The sequence below is a fragment of the Micromonospora sp. URMC 103 genome (assembly GCF_051386435.1).
Taxonomy (GTDB): domain Bacteria; phylum Actinomycetota; class Actinomycetes; order Mycobacteriales; family Micromonosporaceae; genus Micromonospora.
This window is the reverse complement of record NZ_JBPQTR010000006.1, coordinates 68114-84312: the sequence shown is the minus strand read 5'-3', so window position 1 is coordinate 84312 and position 16199 is coordinate 68114. Positions and strand designations below refer to the sequence as shown.

Annotated in this window: 16 protein-coding genes, 1 tRNA gene and 2 pseudogenes; 9 read left to right on the top strand and 10 right to left on the bottom strand. The window is 73.8% G+C overall.

All coding sequences use genetic code 11. From position 1 onward, the window contains the following. Window positions 1-46 precede the first annotated feature (46 nt). From ACSNOA_RS26635 to ACSNOA_RS26625, 3 genes and pseudogenes are all read left to right on the top strand, one after another. Window positions 47-775: a lysophospholipid acyltransferase family protein gene (locus ACSNOA_RS26635; protein WP_436662533.1), complete on the top strand. Its 729-nt coding sequence runs from the start codon at window positions 47-49 to the stop codon at window positions 773-775. A 179-nt stretch (window positions 776-954) separates the two neighbouring features. After that, on the top strand, window positions 955-1563 hold the full coding sequence (locus ACSNOA_RS26630; protein WP_436662532.1) for a cysteine hydrolase family protein: 609 nt from the start codon (window positions 955-957) through the stop codon (window positions 1561-1563). Window positions 1564-1566: 3 nt separating this feature from the next. Beyond that, a pseudogene (locus ACSNOA_RS26625) lies at window positions 1567-2397 on the top strand (GlxA family transcriptional regulator); the annotation flags it as partial. A 31-nt stretch (window positions 2398-2428) separates the two neighbouring features. On the opposite strand, the gene ACSNOA_RS26620 reads toward ACSNOA_RS26625, so the two are convergent. From ACSNOA_RS26620 to ACSNOA_RS26605, 4 genes are all read right to left on the bottom strand, one after another. Beyond that, complete coding sequence (locus ACSNOA_RS26620; RefSeq protein WP_436662531.1) at window positions 2429-3154, bottom strand: hypothetical protein; 726 nt, start codon at window positions 3152-3154, stop codon at window positions 2429-2431. Window positions 3155-3228: 74 nt separating this feature from the next. Further along, window positions 3229-3942, bottom strand: coding sequence for a response regulator transcription factor (locus tag ACSNOA_RS26615; RefSeq protein WP_436662530.1), 714 nt, complete (start codon window positions 3940-3942; stop codon window positions 3229-3231). Beyond that, window positions 3915-5039 (bottom strand): hypothetical protein, encoded by a 1125-nt coding sequence (locus ACSNOA_RS26610; protein ID WP_436663387.1) that lies wholly within the window; start codon window positions 5037-5039, stop codon window positions 3915-3917. The genes ACSNOA_RS26615 and ACSNOA_RS26610 overlap by 28 nt, the downstream gene beginning before the upstream one ends. Before the next feature lie 109 nt (window positions 5040-5148). Next, window positions 5149-6327, bottom strand: coding sequence for a sensor histidine kinase (locus ACSNOA_RS26605; protein WP_436662529.1), 1179 nt, complete (start codon window positions 6325-6327; stop codon window positions 5149-5151). Between the two features lie 304 nt (window positions 6328-6631). Here ACSNOA_RS26605 and ACSNOA_RS26600 point away from each other — a divergent pair, with 304 nt between their 5' ends. Continuing rightward, window positions 6632-7633, top strand: coding sequence for a hypothetical protein (locus ACSNOA_RS26600; protein WP_436662528.1), 1002 nt, complete (start codon window positions 6632-6634; stop codon window positions 7631-7633). A gap of 63 nt (window positions 7634-7696) precedes the next feature. Here ACSNOA_RS26600 and ACSNOA_RS26595 read toward each other — a convergent pair whose 3' ends face one another. Beyond that, window positions 7697-8242 (bottom strand): carboxymuconolactone decarboxylase family protein, encoded by a 546-nt coding sequence (locus ACSNOA_RS26595; protein ID WP_436662527.1) that lies wholly within the window; start codon window positions 8240-8242, stop codon window positions 7697-7699. A gap of 185 nt (window positions 8243-8427) precedes the next feature. Here ACSNOA_RS26595 and ACSNOA_RS26590 point away from each other — a divergent pair, with 185 nt between their 5' ends. The 3 genes from ACSNOA_RS26590 (at window position 8428) to ACSNOA_RS26580 (ending at window position 10669) form a co-directional block, all read left to right on the top strand. Next, a complete protein-coding gene (locus ACSNOA_RS26590) occupies window positions 8428-9171 on the top strand; it encodes a class I SAM-dependent methyltransferase (RefSeq protein ID WP_436662526.1) in 744 nt (247 codons plus the stop codon). Between the two features lie 52 nt (window positions 9172-9223). Further along, window positions 9224-9640, top strand: coding sequence for a GNAT family N-acetyltransferase (locus ACSNOA_RS26585; protein WP_436662525.1), 417 nt, complete (start codon window positions 9224-9226; stop codon window positions 9638-9640). A gap of 300 nt (window positions 9641-9940) precedes the next feature. Next, complete coding sequence (locus ACSNOA_RS26580; protein WP_436662524.1) at window positions 9941-10669, top strand: LPXTG cell wall anchor domain-containing protein; 729 nt, start codon at window positions 9941-9943, stop codon at window positions 10667-10669. A 121-nt stretch (window positions 10670-10790) separates the two neighbouring features. Here ACSNOA_RS26580 and ACSNOA_RS26575 read toward each other — a convergent pair whose 3' ends face one another. The 3 genes from ACSNOA_RS26575 to ACSNOA_RS26565 all read right to left on the bottom strand — a co-directional run bounded on the left by ACSNOA_RS26575 (window position 10791) and on the right by ACSNOA_RS26565 (window position 12306). Then, entirely contained in the window at window positions 10791-11315 is a 525-nt protein-coding gene (locus ACSNOA_RS26575) for an NUDIX hydrolase (protein ID WP_436662523.1), read from the bottom strand. A 110-nt stretch (window positions 11316-11425) separates the two neighbouring features. Then, on the bottom strand, window positions 11426-12037 hold the full coding sequence (locus ACSNOA_RS26570) for a hypothetical protein (protein ID WP_436662522.1): 612 nt from the start codon (window positions 12035-12037) through the stop codon (window positions 11426-11428). Between the two features lie 196 nt (window positions 12038-12233). After that, window positions 12234-12306, bottom strand: a tRNA-Arg gene (locus ACSNOA_RS26565). A 197-nt stretch (window positions 12307-12503) separates the two neighbouring features. Between ACSNOA_RS26565 and ACSNOA_RS26560 the strand changes: the two genes are divergently transcribed. Next, complete coding sequence (locus ACSNOA_RS26560) at window positions 12504-13196, top strand: hypothetical protein (RefSeq protein WP_436662521.1); 693 nt, start codon at window positions 12504-12506, stop codon at window positions 13194-13196. A gap of 88 nt (window positions 13197-13284) precedes the next feature. Here the strand turns inward: ACSNOA_RS26560 and ACSNOA_RS26555 are convergent. Both ACSNOA_RS26555 and ACSNOA_RS26550 read right to left on the bottom strand, forming a co-directional pair. Beyond that, window positions 13285-14316, bottom strand: a pseudogene (locus tag ACSNOA_RS26555) (alpha/beta hydrolase); the annotation flags it as partial. A gap of 104 nt (window positions 14317-14420) precedes the next feature. Then, entirely contained in the window at window positions 14421-14834 is a 414-nt protein-coding gene (locus tag ACSNOA_RS26550; RefSeq protein ID WP_436662520.1) for an HPF/RaiA family ribosome-associated protein, read from the bottom strand. A gap of 297 nt (window positions 14835-15131) precedes the next feature. Between ACSNOA_RS26550 and ACSNOA_RS26545 the strand changes: the two genes are divergently transcribed. Continuing rightward, window positions 15132-15989 (top strand): single-stranded DNA-binding protein, encoded by an 858-nt coding sequence (locus ACSNOA_RS26545; RefSeq protein ID WP_436662519.1) that lies wholly within the window; start codon window positions 15132-15134, stop codon window positions 15987-15989. Window positions 15990-16199 lie beyond the last annotated feature (210 nt).

Below are 16199 nucleotides of genomic sequence, written 5' to 3'. Positions count from 1 at the left end.
AAAACATTCCCAGGCGGATCCCAGGCGGCCCGGGTAGATTCCGCGGATGCCGGAACTCGTGTACCCGCCCGTGATCGCCTTCGCCAAGACGATGTTCCGGGTCCTCGACCTCAGGATCACCGTCGAGGGCGCCCACCACGTGCCCCGCGCCGGCGGCGCCGTGCTCGCCAGCAACCACGTCAGCTACCTGGACTTCATCTTCTGCGGATTCGGCGCGCACGAGTCCCGCCGGCTGGTCCGGTTCATGGCCAAGCAGTCGGTCTTCTCGCACCGGGTCTCCGGGCCACTCATGCGCGGTATGCGGCACATCCCGGTCGACCGGGCCGCCGGCGCCGGCTCGTACGCGGCCGCGGTGGACGCACTGCGCCGCGGCGAGGTGGTCGGGGTCTTCCCCGAGGCGACGATCAGCCAATCGTTCGTCGTGAAGGAGCTGAAGAGCGGCGCGACCCGGATGGCCCGCGAGGCGGCGGTGCCGGTTCTGCCGGTCGCTCTGTGGGGCACCCAGCGCCTATGGACGAAGGGCCGCCCCCGTACCCTGACCCGCCGGCACACCCCGATCACGATCCTGGTGGGCGAGCCGATGGAGCCGGCCGCCTGGCCCGACGCCACGACGATGACCGTGGCGTTGAAGGAGCGGCTGTCCGCTCTCGTCGACCGGGCCCAGCGGGAGTATCCCGAGCCGCCCACCGGCCCGGAGGACCGGTGGTGGCTGCCCGCGCACCTGGGCGGGACGGCGCCCACCCCGGAGGAGGCCGCCGCCGCCGAGCAGCACTAGCGTCGCCGAGCATCGTTAGCGCCGATCTTGCACTTCCTGCCCCGGCGAACGGGACGAAAGACGCGGACGAGGGGCACAAAGTGCAAGATCGCGGGGGAGAGGGACGCGGGCCGGATCGTTCCGGATCGGGGCGGGATGGTGTCTGCTCTTTCCGTTCTCGTCGGGGCAGGATCCTTTTCATGAGCGAAGCCGCACTCGTCGTGATCGACGTACAGGAGTCCTTCCGCCAGCGCCCCATTTGGGCGTACGGCTCCAGCCCCGACATCGTCCGGCAGGTGGGCCGGCTGGTGGACGCCGCCCGGGGGCGCGGCGACCTGGTGGTGTGGGTCCTGCACGCCGAGCCCGGCACGGGTGGCGTGTTCGACCCGGCCTCCGGGCACGTCCGCCTCATCGACGGTCTCGTTCCCGAGCCGGGAGAGCCGACGCTGGTCAAGACGTCGCACAACGCCTTCACCACCACGAACCTCCAGCAGCTCCTCACCCTCGCCGGTATCCGGGACGTCACGGTCTGCGGCATCCGCACCGAGCAGTGCGTCGAGACCACGGCCCGGGTCGGGTCCGACCTCGGCTACCGGATGACGTTCGTGACGGACGCGACCATGACGTTTCCCATTCCGCACCGGGACCTGCCGGAGGACGCCACCGTGGCGGAGATCCTCGCCGACCCCCGCACCCTCGCCAACGAGGAGATCGTCCTCCGCACCGAGTACGCGCTCGCCGGCCGGTTCGCCGCCGTACGCACGGTGGACGAGGTCGTCGGCGCGGCGCTCGCCGGCGCCCGGGGCTGACCGGTGGCCCGGGTCGTCTTCCTGCTCGTCCCGCAGCTGCACCTGCTGGACCTCGCGGGCCCGGCCCAGGTCTTCTCCACGGCCGCCGACCTCGGGCACGACTACCGCCTGCACTACGTGGCCGCGCGGGAACAGGTGCCCACCGTCCAGGGTGTTCCGCTGGTCGCCACCACGACGTGGCCCGAGCTGACCGCGGACGACCTCGTGGTGGTGCCCGGCTGGCGTCCGGCCGCGCACGGCCCGGCCGGCCCGGTCGGCGAGGACGACCTACGCCGGCTGGCCGCCCACCACGCGGCCGGCGGCACGGTGGCCAGCGTCTGCGCCGGCGCGTACGCCCTGGGCCGGGCCGGCCTCCTCGACGGGCGCCGCTGCACGACCCACCACGACGTGCAGGACGACCTCGCCCGGCGGCATCCGGCCGCCCGGGTCGTCCGGGACGTGCTCTACGTCGTCGACGACCGGGTGGTCACCTCGGCCGGCATCGCCAGCGGCATCGACGTGGCGCTGCACCTCGTCGCCGCCCGGCACGGCCCGGCCGCCGCGGCCCGCGTCGCCCGGACCCTCGTCGTGTACGCCCGCCGCAACGGCCACGAACAGCAGACCAGCGCCATGATGCGGCACCGCTCGCACCTCTCCGACGCCGTGCACCGGGTGCAGGACCTCATCGACAGCCGGTTCGCCGAGCCGCTGCCGCTGGCGGAGCTGGCCGCCGCCGGCGGGGTCGCCGAGCGGACGCTGACCCGGCTGTTCCGCCAGGCGACCGGCCTCACCCCGCTCGGTTACCAGCAGGTGCTCCGGGTCGAGCGGGCCGAGCACCTGATCGGGCACGGGGCCACGGTCGAGAGCGCGGCCCGGGCCGTGGGGTTCACCGATGCCCGTATGCTGCGCCGCCTGCGCGCCCGGGCGGCTCGGGCGCCGATCCCTCCGCACGCCGGTAGTAGTCGTCCCGCGAACGGAACTCCACGGGCAGCGACCCGGGCAGCGTGATCCGGCCGTCGCCGGTCGACGGCGCGGCGGCGGAGCGGCGCGCCAGCACCTCCCGCTCCTGCCCGGACAGGTCGACCATGTGCGGGCGGGCGAGCCGGAACCCGGCCACCGTGTGGCACACCTGCCCGGCCAGCTCGGCCACCTGCCCGGTGGTGCCGCCGAGCGCCAGCGCGGGCTGCCGGATGGTCCGCAGGGCGTCGCAGACGATCAGCAGCTGCGCCGGCGTGCCCGGCCCGGCCGGCAGCAGCTCCAACCGGGACGGCCACTGCCACCGGACCTGACCGCTCATGAGGCCCGGCAGGCGGACCGGTGGCCGGTGCCGGGCCACGCCGTCGGCCAGCACGGCGAGCTGCGGCCCCTCGCCCACCCAGACGATCCGCTGGTCCGTGACGGTCACCGCCACCGGCGCGGGCAGCGTCCAGGCCCGGCGTGTCTCGCTCGGGCCCAGCAGGTAACCCGCCACCGGCAGCCGGTGCCGCCAGAGCACCCGCTCGCCGCCGGCCGGCACCAGCTCGTACCGGCGGTCGAGCACCGGCCCCACCTCATCGTCCGGTGCGTCGAACCGGTACGGACCGATGAAGAAGGGGGACGCGTCACCCTGCATCGTGAGGACCTCCCACACAGCTGACCATCGCCGTCCAGGGTGGTGGATCCGCAGGCCAGGTGTCATGACACCCGTTAGGGGGTCGGCCGGTCGTACCTCGCCTGCGACCGGTAGATGCCGATCTCTTCCGGCCGGATGAGGCCGTCCTCGATCGCGCGGGCGAGCAACGCCGCCTTCGTGGCGGCCGGCCGGCCCGCTCGGGTGTACTTGATCCGCGCTCGGTCGACGTACTGCTTGACCGTGTGCTCGCTGATCCGCATCCGGCGGGCCACCGACGCCTTCGACATCGACTGGAACCACAGCAGCAGCGCCTCACGCTCCTTGTCGGACAGGACGGGGCGGTCGGGCCGCGGGTCACCGACCATCGCGCCGGCCAGCGCGGGCGGCACGTACGGGCGGTCGCTGGCCGCGGCGAGAACGGTGGCCACGCAGTGCTCGCGGCCCTCGTGCTTGGCGAGGAACGCCACCGCGCCGGCGTCCAGCGCGGCGAGCATCGTCTCCGGGTCGGTGTGCTCGGAGTAGACCACCACGCGGCGCCCGGCCGCGCTCAGCTCGGCCAACTTGTCCAGCGCCATCCGGCCGTGCAACCGCAGGTCCAGCAGGACGACATCGGCCTCCGGCGCGGCCCGCAGCACCTCGTCCGGGTCGTCCCCGGTGGCCAGGACGGTCAGCCGGGGCTCGCTGGCCAGCCAGGCGCGGACCCCCTCGACCACCACCGGGTGGTCGTCCACGATGGCCACCCCGACCGGTCGTCCGTCACTCATCTCCGCCACCGGGTCTGCGCCCATCTGATCTCCCCGTCCCGCTCGTAGAGCCGATCCACCCGGCCGTCCTCATCCCCGGCGTCCTCGTCGCCGACCGGCGGACCCGTGGCGTCCGGGCCGTCCCGGTCCGGGGTCACGAGGCTGACCACCACCTCGTCCGGGGCGGACACCACCGTCAACCGGGCCCACCCCTGCGCGTCGGCCAGCGTGGCGGTGGGCGGGTCGGCGAGCCGGCGGCGGACGCGCACCGGCAGTGGCGGCGGCGTACCGATGATGATCAGGTCGATCGGGAGTCCGTTGCGCTCCGCCACGTCGGCGGCCGCGCGCAGCTCGTGCAGCAGCGGGTCGGGCACGTCGTCGGACTCGGCGATCAGCCGCCGCAGCCGCGCGGCGGCCAGCACGGCCCGCCGCTGCACCCGCGGGTCGGTCGGGTCGGCACGCCCGTCCGCCAGTTCGGCGAGCACCGCCCCGGCGGTGCCGCTGACCAGTGCCAACCGGTCCCGGCGCTCCCGTCGGGCCCGCTCGGCGGCGTCCCGCTCGGCGGCCATGGCATGGGTGGCCGCGGCCGTGGCGGCCCGCTCCCGGGACAGCGCCGCGATCACGGCACTGCCGACGAAGGCGGCCACCGGCAGCGAGTAGGTGCCGTAGACGTACATCGCGAAGCGCGCCAGGTCGGCCGGTGCGGTCTGGCCGTAGCCCACGACCGCCGCCAGCGCGATGAGCGAGTGGGCGGCCAGCAGGAGGACCAGCCCCCGTACGCGCCGGCCCCAGAGAGCCACCACGAAGAACCAGCCGAGCGTGCCCCACACCCAGTTCGCCGCGGTGAACAGCTGCCGCTCGCCGGCCGCCGCGAAGACCGTGACGTCGACCGCCAGCAGCACGCCGGCCAGCGGCCAGGCCGGCAGCGGCGTGCCCCGCAGGAGCCGGACGCCGGCGAGCACGCCGATCGCCGCCACCCCGATCCAGGCGCCGAGCACCACGCCGGGCGCCGCCAGCTCGGCCCGGTTGGCGAGCACCGCCGGCAGGCCGATGGCGCTGTGCCAGGCCAGGGCGATGACGACGGCGGCGAACCGGGCGCTGCCGTCGGAGGCCTGCGCCACCGCGGCCGCCGCCCGCCCCACCGCGGCCGCCTGCGGCGTACGGGAGCCAGGAGCCGTCCATCCGGCGGCCGGCTCCCCGGGGCCGGTGGCGACGCCCGGACGTGCGCCGGTCACCGGGGCGGCGTCCAGCTCAGCCGACACCGGGCCACTCCAGGCGGATCCGGGTGCCCGCGCCGGGCGCCGAGTCGATCCGGGCACTGCCCCCGATCGCCGCCATCCGGCCGCGGACCGACTCGCGCAGCCCGTACCGGTGCGGCGAGACGACGGCCGGGTCGAACCCCGGACCGTCGTCGACCACCTCGGCCGCGACGCCGCCACCGACCCGGCGCACGCGCAGCTCGGCGTGCGCGCCGGGCGCATGCCGGACCACATTGGACAGCGCCGCGAAGACGCTCTCCGCGACGGCGTCGGCCACCGCGGCCGGCACCGCGCACGCCGCCAGGTCGAGCGCCACCGGCAGCTCCGGCAGCCGGTCGCGCACCGACCGAAGCCGGTCGTCCAGCGACACCGGACCGTCGCCGGGCACGGCCCGGGCGTCGGCGAGCGCGGTGAGCGTACGCAGGTCGGCCGCGCACCGCCGGCGCAGCGCCTCCGACGGGCCGGACACCGCGCCGAGGCCCACCATGGTGAGCGTGCCGAGCACGGTGTCGTGCAGGTCGCGGTTCTGCCGGCGCTCCGACTCCCGTGCCGTGCGCGCCACGAGCGCCTCGCTCGCCAGCCGCTGGTGCGCCGCGAAGGCCCGGTCGGCGCGCCCGATCCGGCGGCGCATCACCGTGCTCATCATCGCCGTGAGGGCCGTCTGCACCAGCAGGGTCGCGGTGTGTGCGGTCGCCTCCCGCGCGTTTCCGGCCGCCTGCGCGCCGACCCCGTAGCCGGCGGCCACCAGCAGGGCGGCCGGGACGGACCAGCGCGCCGGGGCGGTGACCTGTGCGTTGATCACCGTGGTGCTGGCGAGCACGGCGATCCAGCTGCCCTCACCGGGCAGCACCTCGGGCGCCACCAGGTGCGGGACGAGCAGGCAGGCCACCGTGGTGAGCAGCACGTCACCGGCGACCAGGGCCGGCGTGACCCCGCCCCGCAGGGCGCGCGCGCCGTACCAGAGCGACCAGGCCGTCAGCAGCGCCACGACGGGGAGGAGGAGCCCGACCCGCACGGGCGGCGTACGCACGGAGACCGCCACCACCGCCCCGACCAGCCCGCAGGACAGCCGGAGCAGGGCCGGCAGCGTGGTGAAGATGAGGCTGAGCGCGCCGCCGGCCGGGCTGTCCAGCACGGCGGGCGGCACGGTCCGAACGGGAACGGCCGGCATCGGGAGACGCGTCCTTCCGACAAAGACCCGTTCCGGGGCCGCGCGGCATAGATCGACGAGTGAGAATAGCACGAGGCCGTTGGCCGCGATCACACACGGTGTGCGACATGCGTCCGGTCGCGCACGCTGCGCGACGCCGAGGCCGGCCGCCGACGTGCCGACCGGTGACGGGCGGTTACCGGCGCCGACGCGGACCGTGCCCGCCACCGCCGTCGTCCGCCGCGTGGGCACGCCCCCCGACGGCCGCCCGGCGGCCCCGGAACCGGACGGCCTCCGTGTGCGTCTGACCGACATGCTGCGACGGGTGTCGACGCGCCGGATCACCGGATCGGCGCTGCTCTGCCTCGTGCTCACCGGATGCGCGACGGCGGCCGACCCGCCCGGGCCCGGCCTCCGTGAGCACGGCCCGCCGCGGGTCGAGGACCGCTGGACGTCGTGCGCAGACGCCGGCGCGGAGACGCGGGGGGCAGCGCCGCCGACCGGCACCGGGGCGACCGTGCTGCCGCTGCTCACCGACACCGGGGCGTCCACGCTGCCGCTGCTCGACGACACGTTCACGCCGGTCGCCGCCGTCCTCTGCGGACAGCAGCCGACCCCGCGGCCCGGCGGCGGCACGGACCTCGTGGCGATCGAGCGCCGAGCCGACGAGGTGACCGAGCTGGCCGAGGCCCTCCGGCTACCGGACGAGGCACGAGCCGCCGGCCCGTGCACCGCCGACATGGTCGTCCCGCCCTGGCTGGCCCTGCTCGACGAACGCGGACGGTGGCTGCGGCCCGGCATCCCCCGGGACGGGTGCGGCAAACCCCGCCCCGAGGTGCGCGAGGCCCTCGATCGCCTGCGGCCGACCATCGTCGGCACACGCCGGCTCGCCGAGATCGAGTCCGCGGAGGCGGCCGCCGCCGGCTGTGTCCAGCGGTGGGCGGACATGATCGCCGTGCACACGGCCACCGGGTCGCCCGCGCCGCCCGGGCCCGCGCGGATCGCTCCCGGGGCGGCCCTGCGGCTCTGCGTCTACCGGGTTCCGTCGAGTGAGCGGGGGAGCGCGAAACCGGCCGGCGAGTTCGCGTACGGCAGGGTCCTGTCGCACGGGGAGAACGACGCCGTGATCCGGACGCTGGCGGCGACCGGGCCGGCGACGCGCTGCACCACCCCGGCCGGCCGGTTCGCGCTGCTCCGCCCCACGGGTGGCACCGGCACCGACGTGTACGCGGAACTCGACGGCTGCCTCCGGGTACTCGTCGTGCCGCCCTCGGGCGCTCCGACACTGGGCCGGGCGGACCCGGCGCTCGCCGCCCTGCTCCGGTGACCAGCGGCAGCGGCGCGCCCGTCACGCCATGCCTCCGGCGACATGACCCGCCGCCGCGACCGGTCAGCTCCGGTAGCCCTGCTTGACAATGCGGCGGGCAGCCATGGCGTACGGGTCGGGATCGGTGGGAGCGAACGTGTCGAGGCCGTCGACGTACCGGTTGAACATGCAGAAGGCCGCCGCGATCAGCACCGTGTCGTGCAGCTCCACGTCGCTGGCGCCCTCGGCGCGGGCCGCGTCGACGAGGTCGGCCGTCACCATCCGGCCGTCCTGCTGCACGGCGGCGGCGATGCGCAGCAACGCGCGCAGCTTGCCCGAGATCGGGGCGTTGTCCAGATCGGCGCGCACCTGGTCCACGAGCGGCATCCCGTCGTCGAGTTGGGCCGCCGCGAAGGCCGAGTGGGCGCAGGAGCAGTACGTGCACGCGTTGAGCCCGGAGACGTACGCCGCGATCAGCTCCCGCTCGCCCCGGCTCAGCGGATGCGGCTCGGAGCGCAGCAGGACCTCGGCCAGCGCGTTGAGCGGCTCGGCCGTCTCGGGGCGGAACCGCAGCAGGCCGGTGATGCCGGGGAACTGCCGCTCGTCGAATCCGAGGGCGATGTGCGCCATGACGTCACGCTCCGATCAGGTCTTCGCCGGTGTCTGCCCGCACCCTGCCACAGGGCCGCCCCGGGCGTGCGCCCCGCCGAATCCTCGCGGTGAACCGTTTGCAGAGTGGCCCCGCGCCGGCGCCTGATCCGCCGGAATCCGAAAAGCGTTCGACAAGCCGTACGCCCGCCGGGATGGTGGGCGGCATGGAGCAGCACATCTGTTGGGACGCCGACGCCGCCCAGCGTTACGACACTCCGGGCGTCGGCATGTTCGCGCCGGAGGTCCTCGAACCCACCGTCGAGCGCCTCGCCGACCTCGCGGGCGGTGGAAGGGCGCTCGAGTTCGCGATCGGCACGGGCCGCGTGGCCGTCCCGCTCGCCGAGCGCGGGGTGTCCGTCACCGGCATCGAGCTGTTCACGCCGATGATCGACCGGCTTCGGACGAAGGCCGACGAGGCGGCGATCCCGGTGGCCGTCGGCGACATGGCGACCACCGTGGTCCCCGGCGAGTTCACGCTCGTGTACCTCGTCTACAACACGATCTCGAACCTGCTCACCCAGGCCGAACAGGTCGCCTGCTTCCGCAACGCCGCCCGCCACCTCGTGCCCGGCGGCCGGTTCGTGATCGAACTCTGGGTGCCCGAGCTGCGGAAGCTGCCACCCGGCCAGCAGGCCGTCGTCTTCGGCTGCGAGCCCGACTACATCGGCCTCGACACGTACGACACGCTGCGCCAACACGTCGTGTCGCACCACTTCCGGTTCGACGAGACCCAGCAGGCACGGTTGACCCGCAGCCCGCACCGCTACATCTGGCCCGCCGAACTCGACCTCATGGCGCAGCTGGCCGGGTTCGAACTGGAGAGCCGGCACGCCGACTGGACGGGGGCCGAGTTCACCGCCGAGTCGCGGTCGCACGTGTCCGTCTACCGCCTCCCGTCCGACCACTGATCCGGAAGCCGTCGCCAACGTCGATCCCTTGGGCGGGTGGAGAATAGGCGTCATGATCCACACTCGGCAGTTCCGCTGGCCGGACTACGACGCCGTCGTACGGCTGTGGACGTCGGCCGGCCGTGAGGTCGTACCCCGGGCGGAGCTGGAGGCGAAGCTGCTGCGCGACCCGCAGCTCTTCCTCGTGGCCGTGGCCGGCGAGACGGTGGTGGGCGTGGTGCTCGGCACCTACGACGGCCGGCGGGGCTGGATCCTCCGGCTCGCCGTGGACCCGACGCACCGCCGGCAGGGCATCGCCACCCGCCTGGTCGCCGACCTCGAGGCGGGGTTCGCGGCCCTCGGATGCCCGCGGGTGAACCTTCTGGTCATGCCGGAGGACACGGCGGCGCTGCGGTTCTGGCAGGCGCTCGGGTACCTGCCGTTCCCGGACGTGCTGTGCTCGAAGCCGATGTCCAGCGCGGCCGGGTAGCGACGCCCGCGACGGCGACACCCCGGCGGCACGGGCGGTGGTGCGCGCCGGGACCGTAGCCTGACGGCTGTGTCGGGGAGCATGCGGTGATCGACCTGGATGGCAGCGTGTGCGCGTCTCCCGCGTAACTCGGCGACATATTTTTGGTTCAATGATCTCGATGGTGGTCTTTATCCCTTGTGGAGCGAATTGAGCAGCGACCGCGCCGTACAGGCGCGGGGCGGACGTCAATCCCTTCTTGCTTTTCCGTCCACTGACGGTAACCTCCGTGTTTTGGCTTGCAGCAGGAGGAAGATCCACATGCGATGGAAGATACCGGCCGGCGTCCTGATGGCGCTGGCCTTCCTGATTCCGGCGGCACCGGCCGTGGCTCAAACCGAATCGCCCGGGCTGAACGAGGCCTGCCAAACGGTCGAGCGCAAGGTGTACAGGGATATCCGCGAGCTTTTCACCATCGACCTGGATACCGCCACCAACGTAGAGGTGCGCGTGTTGACCAACCAGATCCTGGCCGCGGCCAACGCCGACTCGTTGCCCGTTCTGCCTGACGCCATTCAGGAGCGACTGGACGGCACCGCGGATGATCTCCGCGCATTCCTCAAGAAGGACGTGCAGACCGCTTGGTCAACGGCTTTGCGGATCACGGTGAACCGGACGTTGCCGGACGCTGGCGCCAATGTGGAGGCGGCCGCGCAGAAGGCGCTCGACGACGGGACCATCGATGCCCTCCTGGCTTACCTGAACAACGGCCTGTACGCCGCACGTGCGCTCGACTGCGCGTCTCAGCCCACGCCGACGCCGACGTCTCAGCCCACACCGACACCGAGCGCCACGCCCAGCGCCACGACGACCGTTGCACCGACCCCTGCCTCCTCCACCAGCCTGGGCGCCCCCGGCGGTGAGGGCGGTGGGCTGCCCGTGACCGGTGCCGACACGGCGACCGTGGCCGGCATCGGCGGTGCCCTTCTGCTCCTCGGGGGCGCGGGCTACCTGATCGGACGCCGACGCCGCTCCCGCTTCGTGGCGTAGCTTCCCCGACGCGCCCGGCTCGATACTTCGTCGGGCCGGGCGCGATGAGCGCAGTGCTTTGGCGAGGTCGCTCGTGGCCCAAGGCGTGGTGCCAGCGCGGCCGTCGGCCGAGCCCTGCAGCTCACCCCCTGGAAATTCGTCCATGCGCCAGCTGTCCTGCATGCCAACGGATGCGACGTGGATCATCAGGGAAGAAGCTGTCCCAGTCGTGGTCCAGGCACGTCCATGCCACCGGCTGCCCGCTCTCTCCGACGAGCGGCGTGGAGGCGTCAACGATCGCGACATACGACAACCCGAGGGTCGGGGACCAGTCTCGGCTGTAAGAGCGCACGGCAACGGCTGCGGGCGTGGACAGCAACTCCGCGCGGAGTCCCGTCTCTTCGAACAGCTCACGGGTGGCTGCTTCCCGAGGCGTCTCGCCGGGCTCCACCTTTCCGCCGGGTGGGACCCAGGCGCGCCAGGGATGGTTCACGAGCAGCACCTGACCCAGATCCTCGTCGAAGACCCACACCTCGGCCCCGAACGGGGACACGAGCGCGTCTTTGGCCCGGTCCAGCCACTGGCATGCGTTGTCAAACTCCCGAACGGCCCGGCGCGCGTCCACTTCCGCAGCCGCGCAGGATCGCAGCAGTAGCTCTTCGCTCATCAGTCGAACCTACGGCGAGGCTGTGACACCGACGGTTCCTCGCCTGTCATGGCGACCGCCCGCACAACGGCATCGTCGCGGGCGGAGCCCCGAGGTCCTTGAGGTTCCAGCTAGTGAGTACGCCAGTCCAAGGCGTCGAGCAAGGCCGCTGCCAGGGCCGACCGGTTTCTTGCACCGATCCCCTCCAGAGCCCTGTGCAAAATCTCCTCGGCGTCCTCGGACAGTTCCTGTGGGCCCAGCATGGGCAGCATCAGGATGAGCCGCTGCGCCCAGGCCAGCCGCTCATCCGGTAGCGCCGCTGTGGCAAGCAGCTCCGCCCAGGTCATCGCGGACGTGAACCCGTGGCCCTCGACCGAGGTGACCACCTCTGCCGGACGGCCCGGCCGCTGCTCCACGAAGTCGAGTCCTGCCGCATCCTCGATGTTGCGGTACACGATCCGTAGCCACGCTTCTCCGTCGAGCCGCACCGAAATGACCGGCCAGCGCTCGGGGTCGTCCAGGACGGCGCCCATCGCGTGGTAATCAGCGGCCCGCACCTCGAAGGCGGCTTCCGACTCCGGGTAGGCACCCAGGGGTCCCGACAGGAAGTGCCACCAGAAGGCGGCGTGTCCCACCACGCCATCTGCCGCATACACGGTCGCGTCGCACTCGGTGGTGTAGTCAGGCGGGGCCATGACTTTGTAGCCGGGAATCGTGAACTCGGGCCCGATGGTCAGCGACATGACCCGCATCTAACACGAAACCAGACAGGCCATCCCATCGAGATTGCCCGTACCTTCGTCCGTCAGCGTGGCCGGCCGGCCCCGGCCGGCGGCGAGGCACGTCTTCGGCCTGACTTGGCTGTACGGCTGGCTGCACGGAGGCCGTGGTGATCGTGTCGACCGGGAGCGGGAAGCCGTTGACCAGCGGCGGGGAGGGTGCGCCCGGCAGGATTCGAACCTGCGGCCTTGGGATTAGAAGTCCCCTGCTCTATCCGCTGAGCTACGGGCGCGTGATCGTGGTGTCGCGCCAAGAGGGTACCGCCCGGCCGCGGGCCGATCGACGTAACCGTCCTGGGCCGCAAGGGTCGCACGGGGCGGCGGCGCCGGGCACCGGTTTTCCGGGCCGTCGGGCGGGGCCGGACGGCCGACGCGACACGATCACCGGCGTTCACCGGGGGCCGGGACCGCACCCCGTACCCTCGGCGACGTGCTCCTTGACCCCGACGCCGAGGACGACGTCGCCTACGAGCTGTGCCAGCTCCTCGGCCGCGCGATCCTGCCGTACCACCGCACCGACGACGCCGACCGCGACGGCGCCGGCGGCTACGGCACCGCCTTCTTCTACCGGGAGGGTGGCGACGAGTATCTCCTCACCGCCGACGCGGTGACCGGCGGCGCGGGTGAGCTGGGCCTCCGGGCGAGCGTCACCGAGCCGGCCGACGCGGGCCCGGACGCGCTGCCGGTCGACGGGTGGGTCCGTCGCCCTGAGCTGGGCGTCGCGGTCCTGCCGGTCGCCGGCCTGCACCGACAGGCGGGTGAGGGTGGCTGGGCGTGGCGGGCCCAGCCGGTGGTGGACGTCCTGGCGGCCGACGCCGCCGTGGTCGCCCGGATCGGCGCCGAGCCGGGCTCGGCATTCGTGCTGGCGCTGGGCGTACGGGATGAGGGCGAGCGGCCCCTGGAGGTGGCGGTCGAGCGGGTGGTCCGCGCGGGCGAGGGACTGCGGATCGTCGCCGAGCTGCCGCCGGGGTACGTCGGCGCGCCGGTCTTCGGCGTCGAGGCGGCCGCCGAGGGCGGCGTGGCCCTGCACTGCCTGGGCCTGGTGCTGCCGGGCACCGGTGGGCATCCGGTCGCGACGTTCGACCGGATCCGCGCGGCGCTTCCCGGAACGGGCGAGGACTGAGGGCGGTCGCTCAGCCGCCGGGCGCGGCCGCGGGATCGGCGGGACGCCGGCTCGCGGGCGCGGGGGCGGGAGCGGGGTCCACGCCGGCCGGGGCGGTCGCGTCGACGGCGTCGGCGGGGGCGGTCGCGTCGGCGGGATCGGTCGCGTCGACGGTGTCGGCGGGGGCGGTCGGGCCAGCGCCGAGGAACGCGTCGGCCCAGCGGCCCACCTCGGTGAAGACCCGGTCCCGCACGGCGGGGCCGGAGAGCGTGAGGTCGTGCAGACCTCCGTCGAACCGGGCCAGGGTCACGTGCCGGCCGAGGCGGGGGGCGTACCGGACGATGTGCTCGACGTCGAGGACCGCGTCGGCCAGACCGGCCGACTCGTGCCACCGCCGGCCCCGGAACGTCCGGGTCGAGCAGGCGACGAGCACCGGGACGGGGATGTCCAGCCCGGCGCGGAGCTGCCGCTGCGCCGTGCGGATCGCGCCCAGCCAGCCGGCCCGGACGGGGAACCCCGCGAGCGGCTTCCAGGTGAGGTCGTAGCTCCACTCGCCGCGGTGGTCGGAGTGGATGCTCTCGCCGTACACCGTGCCGAGGCCGAAGGGAAGGATGCGGTGTGGCGCCCGGCGGCCCAGGCGGGTGACGGCGGCCGCGACGGGCCTGCGCACCACCCAGGGCGCGTTGATGTCGAAGAACGGGCTGTTGAGGAAGAGCCCGTCGACGACCCCGGCGTCGCGCCGGTCGTGCGCCCACAGCGAGAGGATGAGACCGCCCGTGGAGTGACCCATGGCGAGCAGGGTGTCGTGGCCGTCGTCGGAGCGGATGATCCGCGCGGCCGCGTCCAGCTCCGGGTGGTAGTCGGCGAGGTCGCGGCAGAAGTTCGGGGTCTGGTGGGTGAGCAGGCTCCGGCCGTACTTGCGCAGGTCGAGCGCGTAGAAGTCCCAGCCCCGCTCGGCGAAGAAGTCGGCCAGGTGGGTCTGGAAGAAGTAGTCCACGAAGCCGTGCACGTAGAGCACGGCCCGCCGGGTGGGCCGGTCGGCGCGTCGGCGGACCAGGGTGGCGACCACCGGTCCCTCGTCGTCGGCGCCCAGGTCGATCGTCTGCCGCTCGTAGGGCGGCCCCAGCACGTCCGGTTCCACGAGCCGACGGTACGCCGGCAGGCTACCGGGCGGTAGCCCCGACCGGCCGCGGCGCCGTGGCCCCCGCGCGGTCCGCACCGGCGGCGGGGGCCACGGCGTACGCCTCAGACGGTCTCCGCGTCGACGCGTTCCAGGTCGGCCGGCGCGGCGTCGGCGTCCGGCTGGCCGATCTCGCGTACGTGCTTGTTGTGGCGCGGCTCCTGCCGGGTCTTCGCGTCGTTCAGCCGCCGGCGCAGGTCGTCGCGGGCGTCGTTGAGCGCGGCCCGAAGGTCCTCCTCGGTGGAGGTGGTGACGATCTTCTGGCGGCCGGCGATCCAGCACTCCAGCGTCACCTTCTGCCCGCGGGCGTTCCGGTCCTTGACCGAGACCTCCAGTTCGGTGGCGTCGGCGTGGAACGCGGCCAACCGGGCGTCGAGGGTCGCGAACTGCTCCACGATCCAGTTCCGGTCGCCCTGCGAGAAGCCGGCGCCGACCCGCAGGCACTCCGCCACGGTCGCGGGGTTCGTGACAGCGCTCATCACCGCACCTCCGCGGTGTCGGAGGCGGTGCGGGTGCTGGTCGTCCTCATGGTCGCTGTCCTTCCGTCGGGGACGCTGCCGGTTGCTCAACCGCTGGTGTCGCGGTTGATCCAGTCCCTACCCAGGTCAGCCGGCCCGGAATCGGCCGTCTAGCAGATGTGAGCTTGATCAGGCGGTTGTCCACAGGCGGCCCGGCCGTCCACAGGCCGTCCGGGGGCGGTCGCGGCGGGCCGTCGTACGGCGCAGGCTCGGCACGAGTCGACTCGCGATGGCAGCCCCGGATCCCCTGGAGGGACGATGTTCGACACCTACGTCACGATCGTCGGCAACGTGCTGACGGCGCCGGAGTGGCGGCGTACCACCCAGAGCAACACCCTGGTGGCCAACTTCAAGGTCGCCTCGACGGCCCGGCGGCTCGACCGGGACAGCGGTCGCTGGGTCGACGGCAACAGCCTGCGCGTCCGCGTGAACTGCTGGCGCAAGCTCGCCGAGGGCGTGGCCGCGTCGGTGATGGTCGGCGACCCCGTGGTGGCGTGCGGCCGGCTCTACACGCGGGACTGGACCGACGACGCCGGCAACCACCGCACCCTCTACGAGTTGGAGGCGGTGGCCGTGGGCCACGACCTGTCCCGGGGCCGCGCCCGCTTCCTGCGTAACCGCCCGAGCATGACGACCAGCACCGTCGAGCACGCGGCGGCCGAGAGCCGCGTGCACGGCGAGCCCACCGAGCCGGTGCCGGCCGGGCAGGCCCCGGTCCTGCCCGACGACCGGCCCCTCGATGAGGACTTCGAGCTGCCCGGCCGCGGCGGTGCGGGCCTCGACGGGCCGCTCGGCGGCGGACCCGCGCGGGCGCTCGCCGGCGCGGTCGACCGGTTCGCCGGGATCGGCGACGCGGAACCGTTCGCCGGAGGAGCGGGTGTCGAGGAGGCGTTCGGCCCGACGGCGAGCCACGACGACCCCGCCGAGGGCCGTGCCCCGGGTGAGCCCGAAGACGGCGGACTCGAGGACGGCGAGCTCGAGGACGGCGAGCTTGAGGACGGCGGACCCGAGGACGGCGACGCGGACCTCGACCCGGTACCGGATGAGCCGTCGTCGCCGGCTCCGCCGGCCGGTCGTTCCCGCCGCCGCCGGGGGCGGGTTCCGCAGCCGGCGTGACCGTGCGAGTGGCGATATCGCTGTGGGCGTGATGCCTCTGAGTCATAAATATGCCTCTGAGGCATCACGCTCGTTGAGACCAGGCGCCGAGGGCGCCATCGGGCGTCCGACGCGACGGGGGCGGGGTGGCGGCAGCATACGCGCCACCCCGCGCGCCGGTCGGACGCGCGAGCCCGCGCGGCGTCCGGCGTGTGCGGCCCTCGCGCCCCC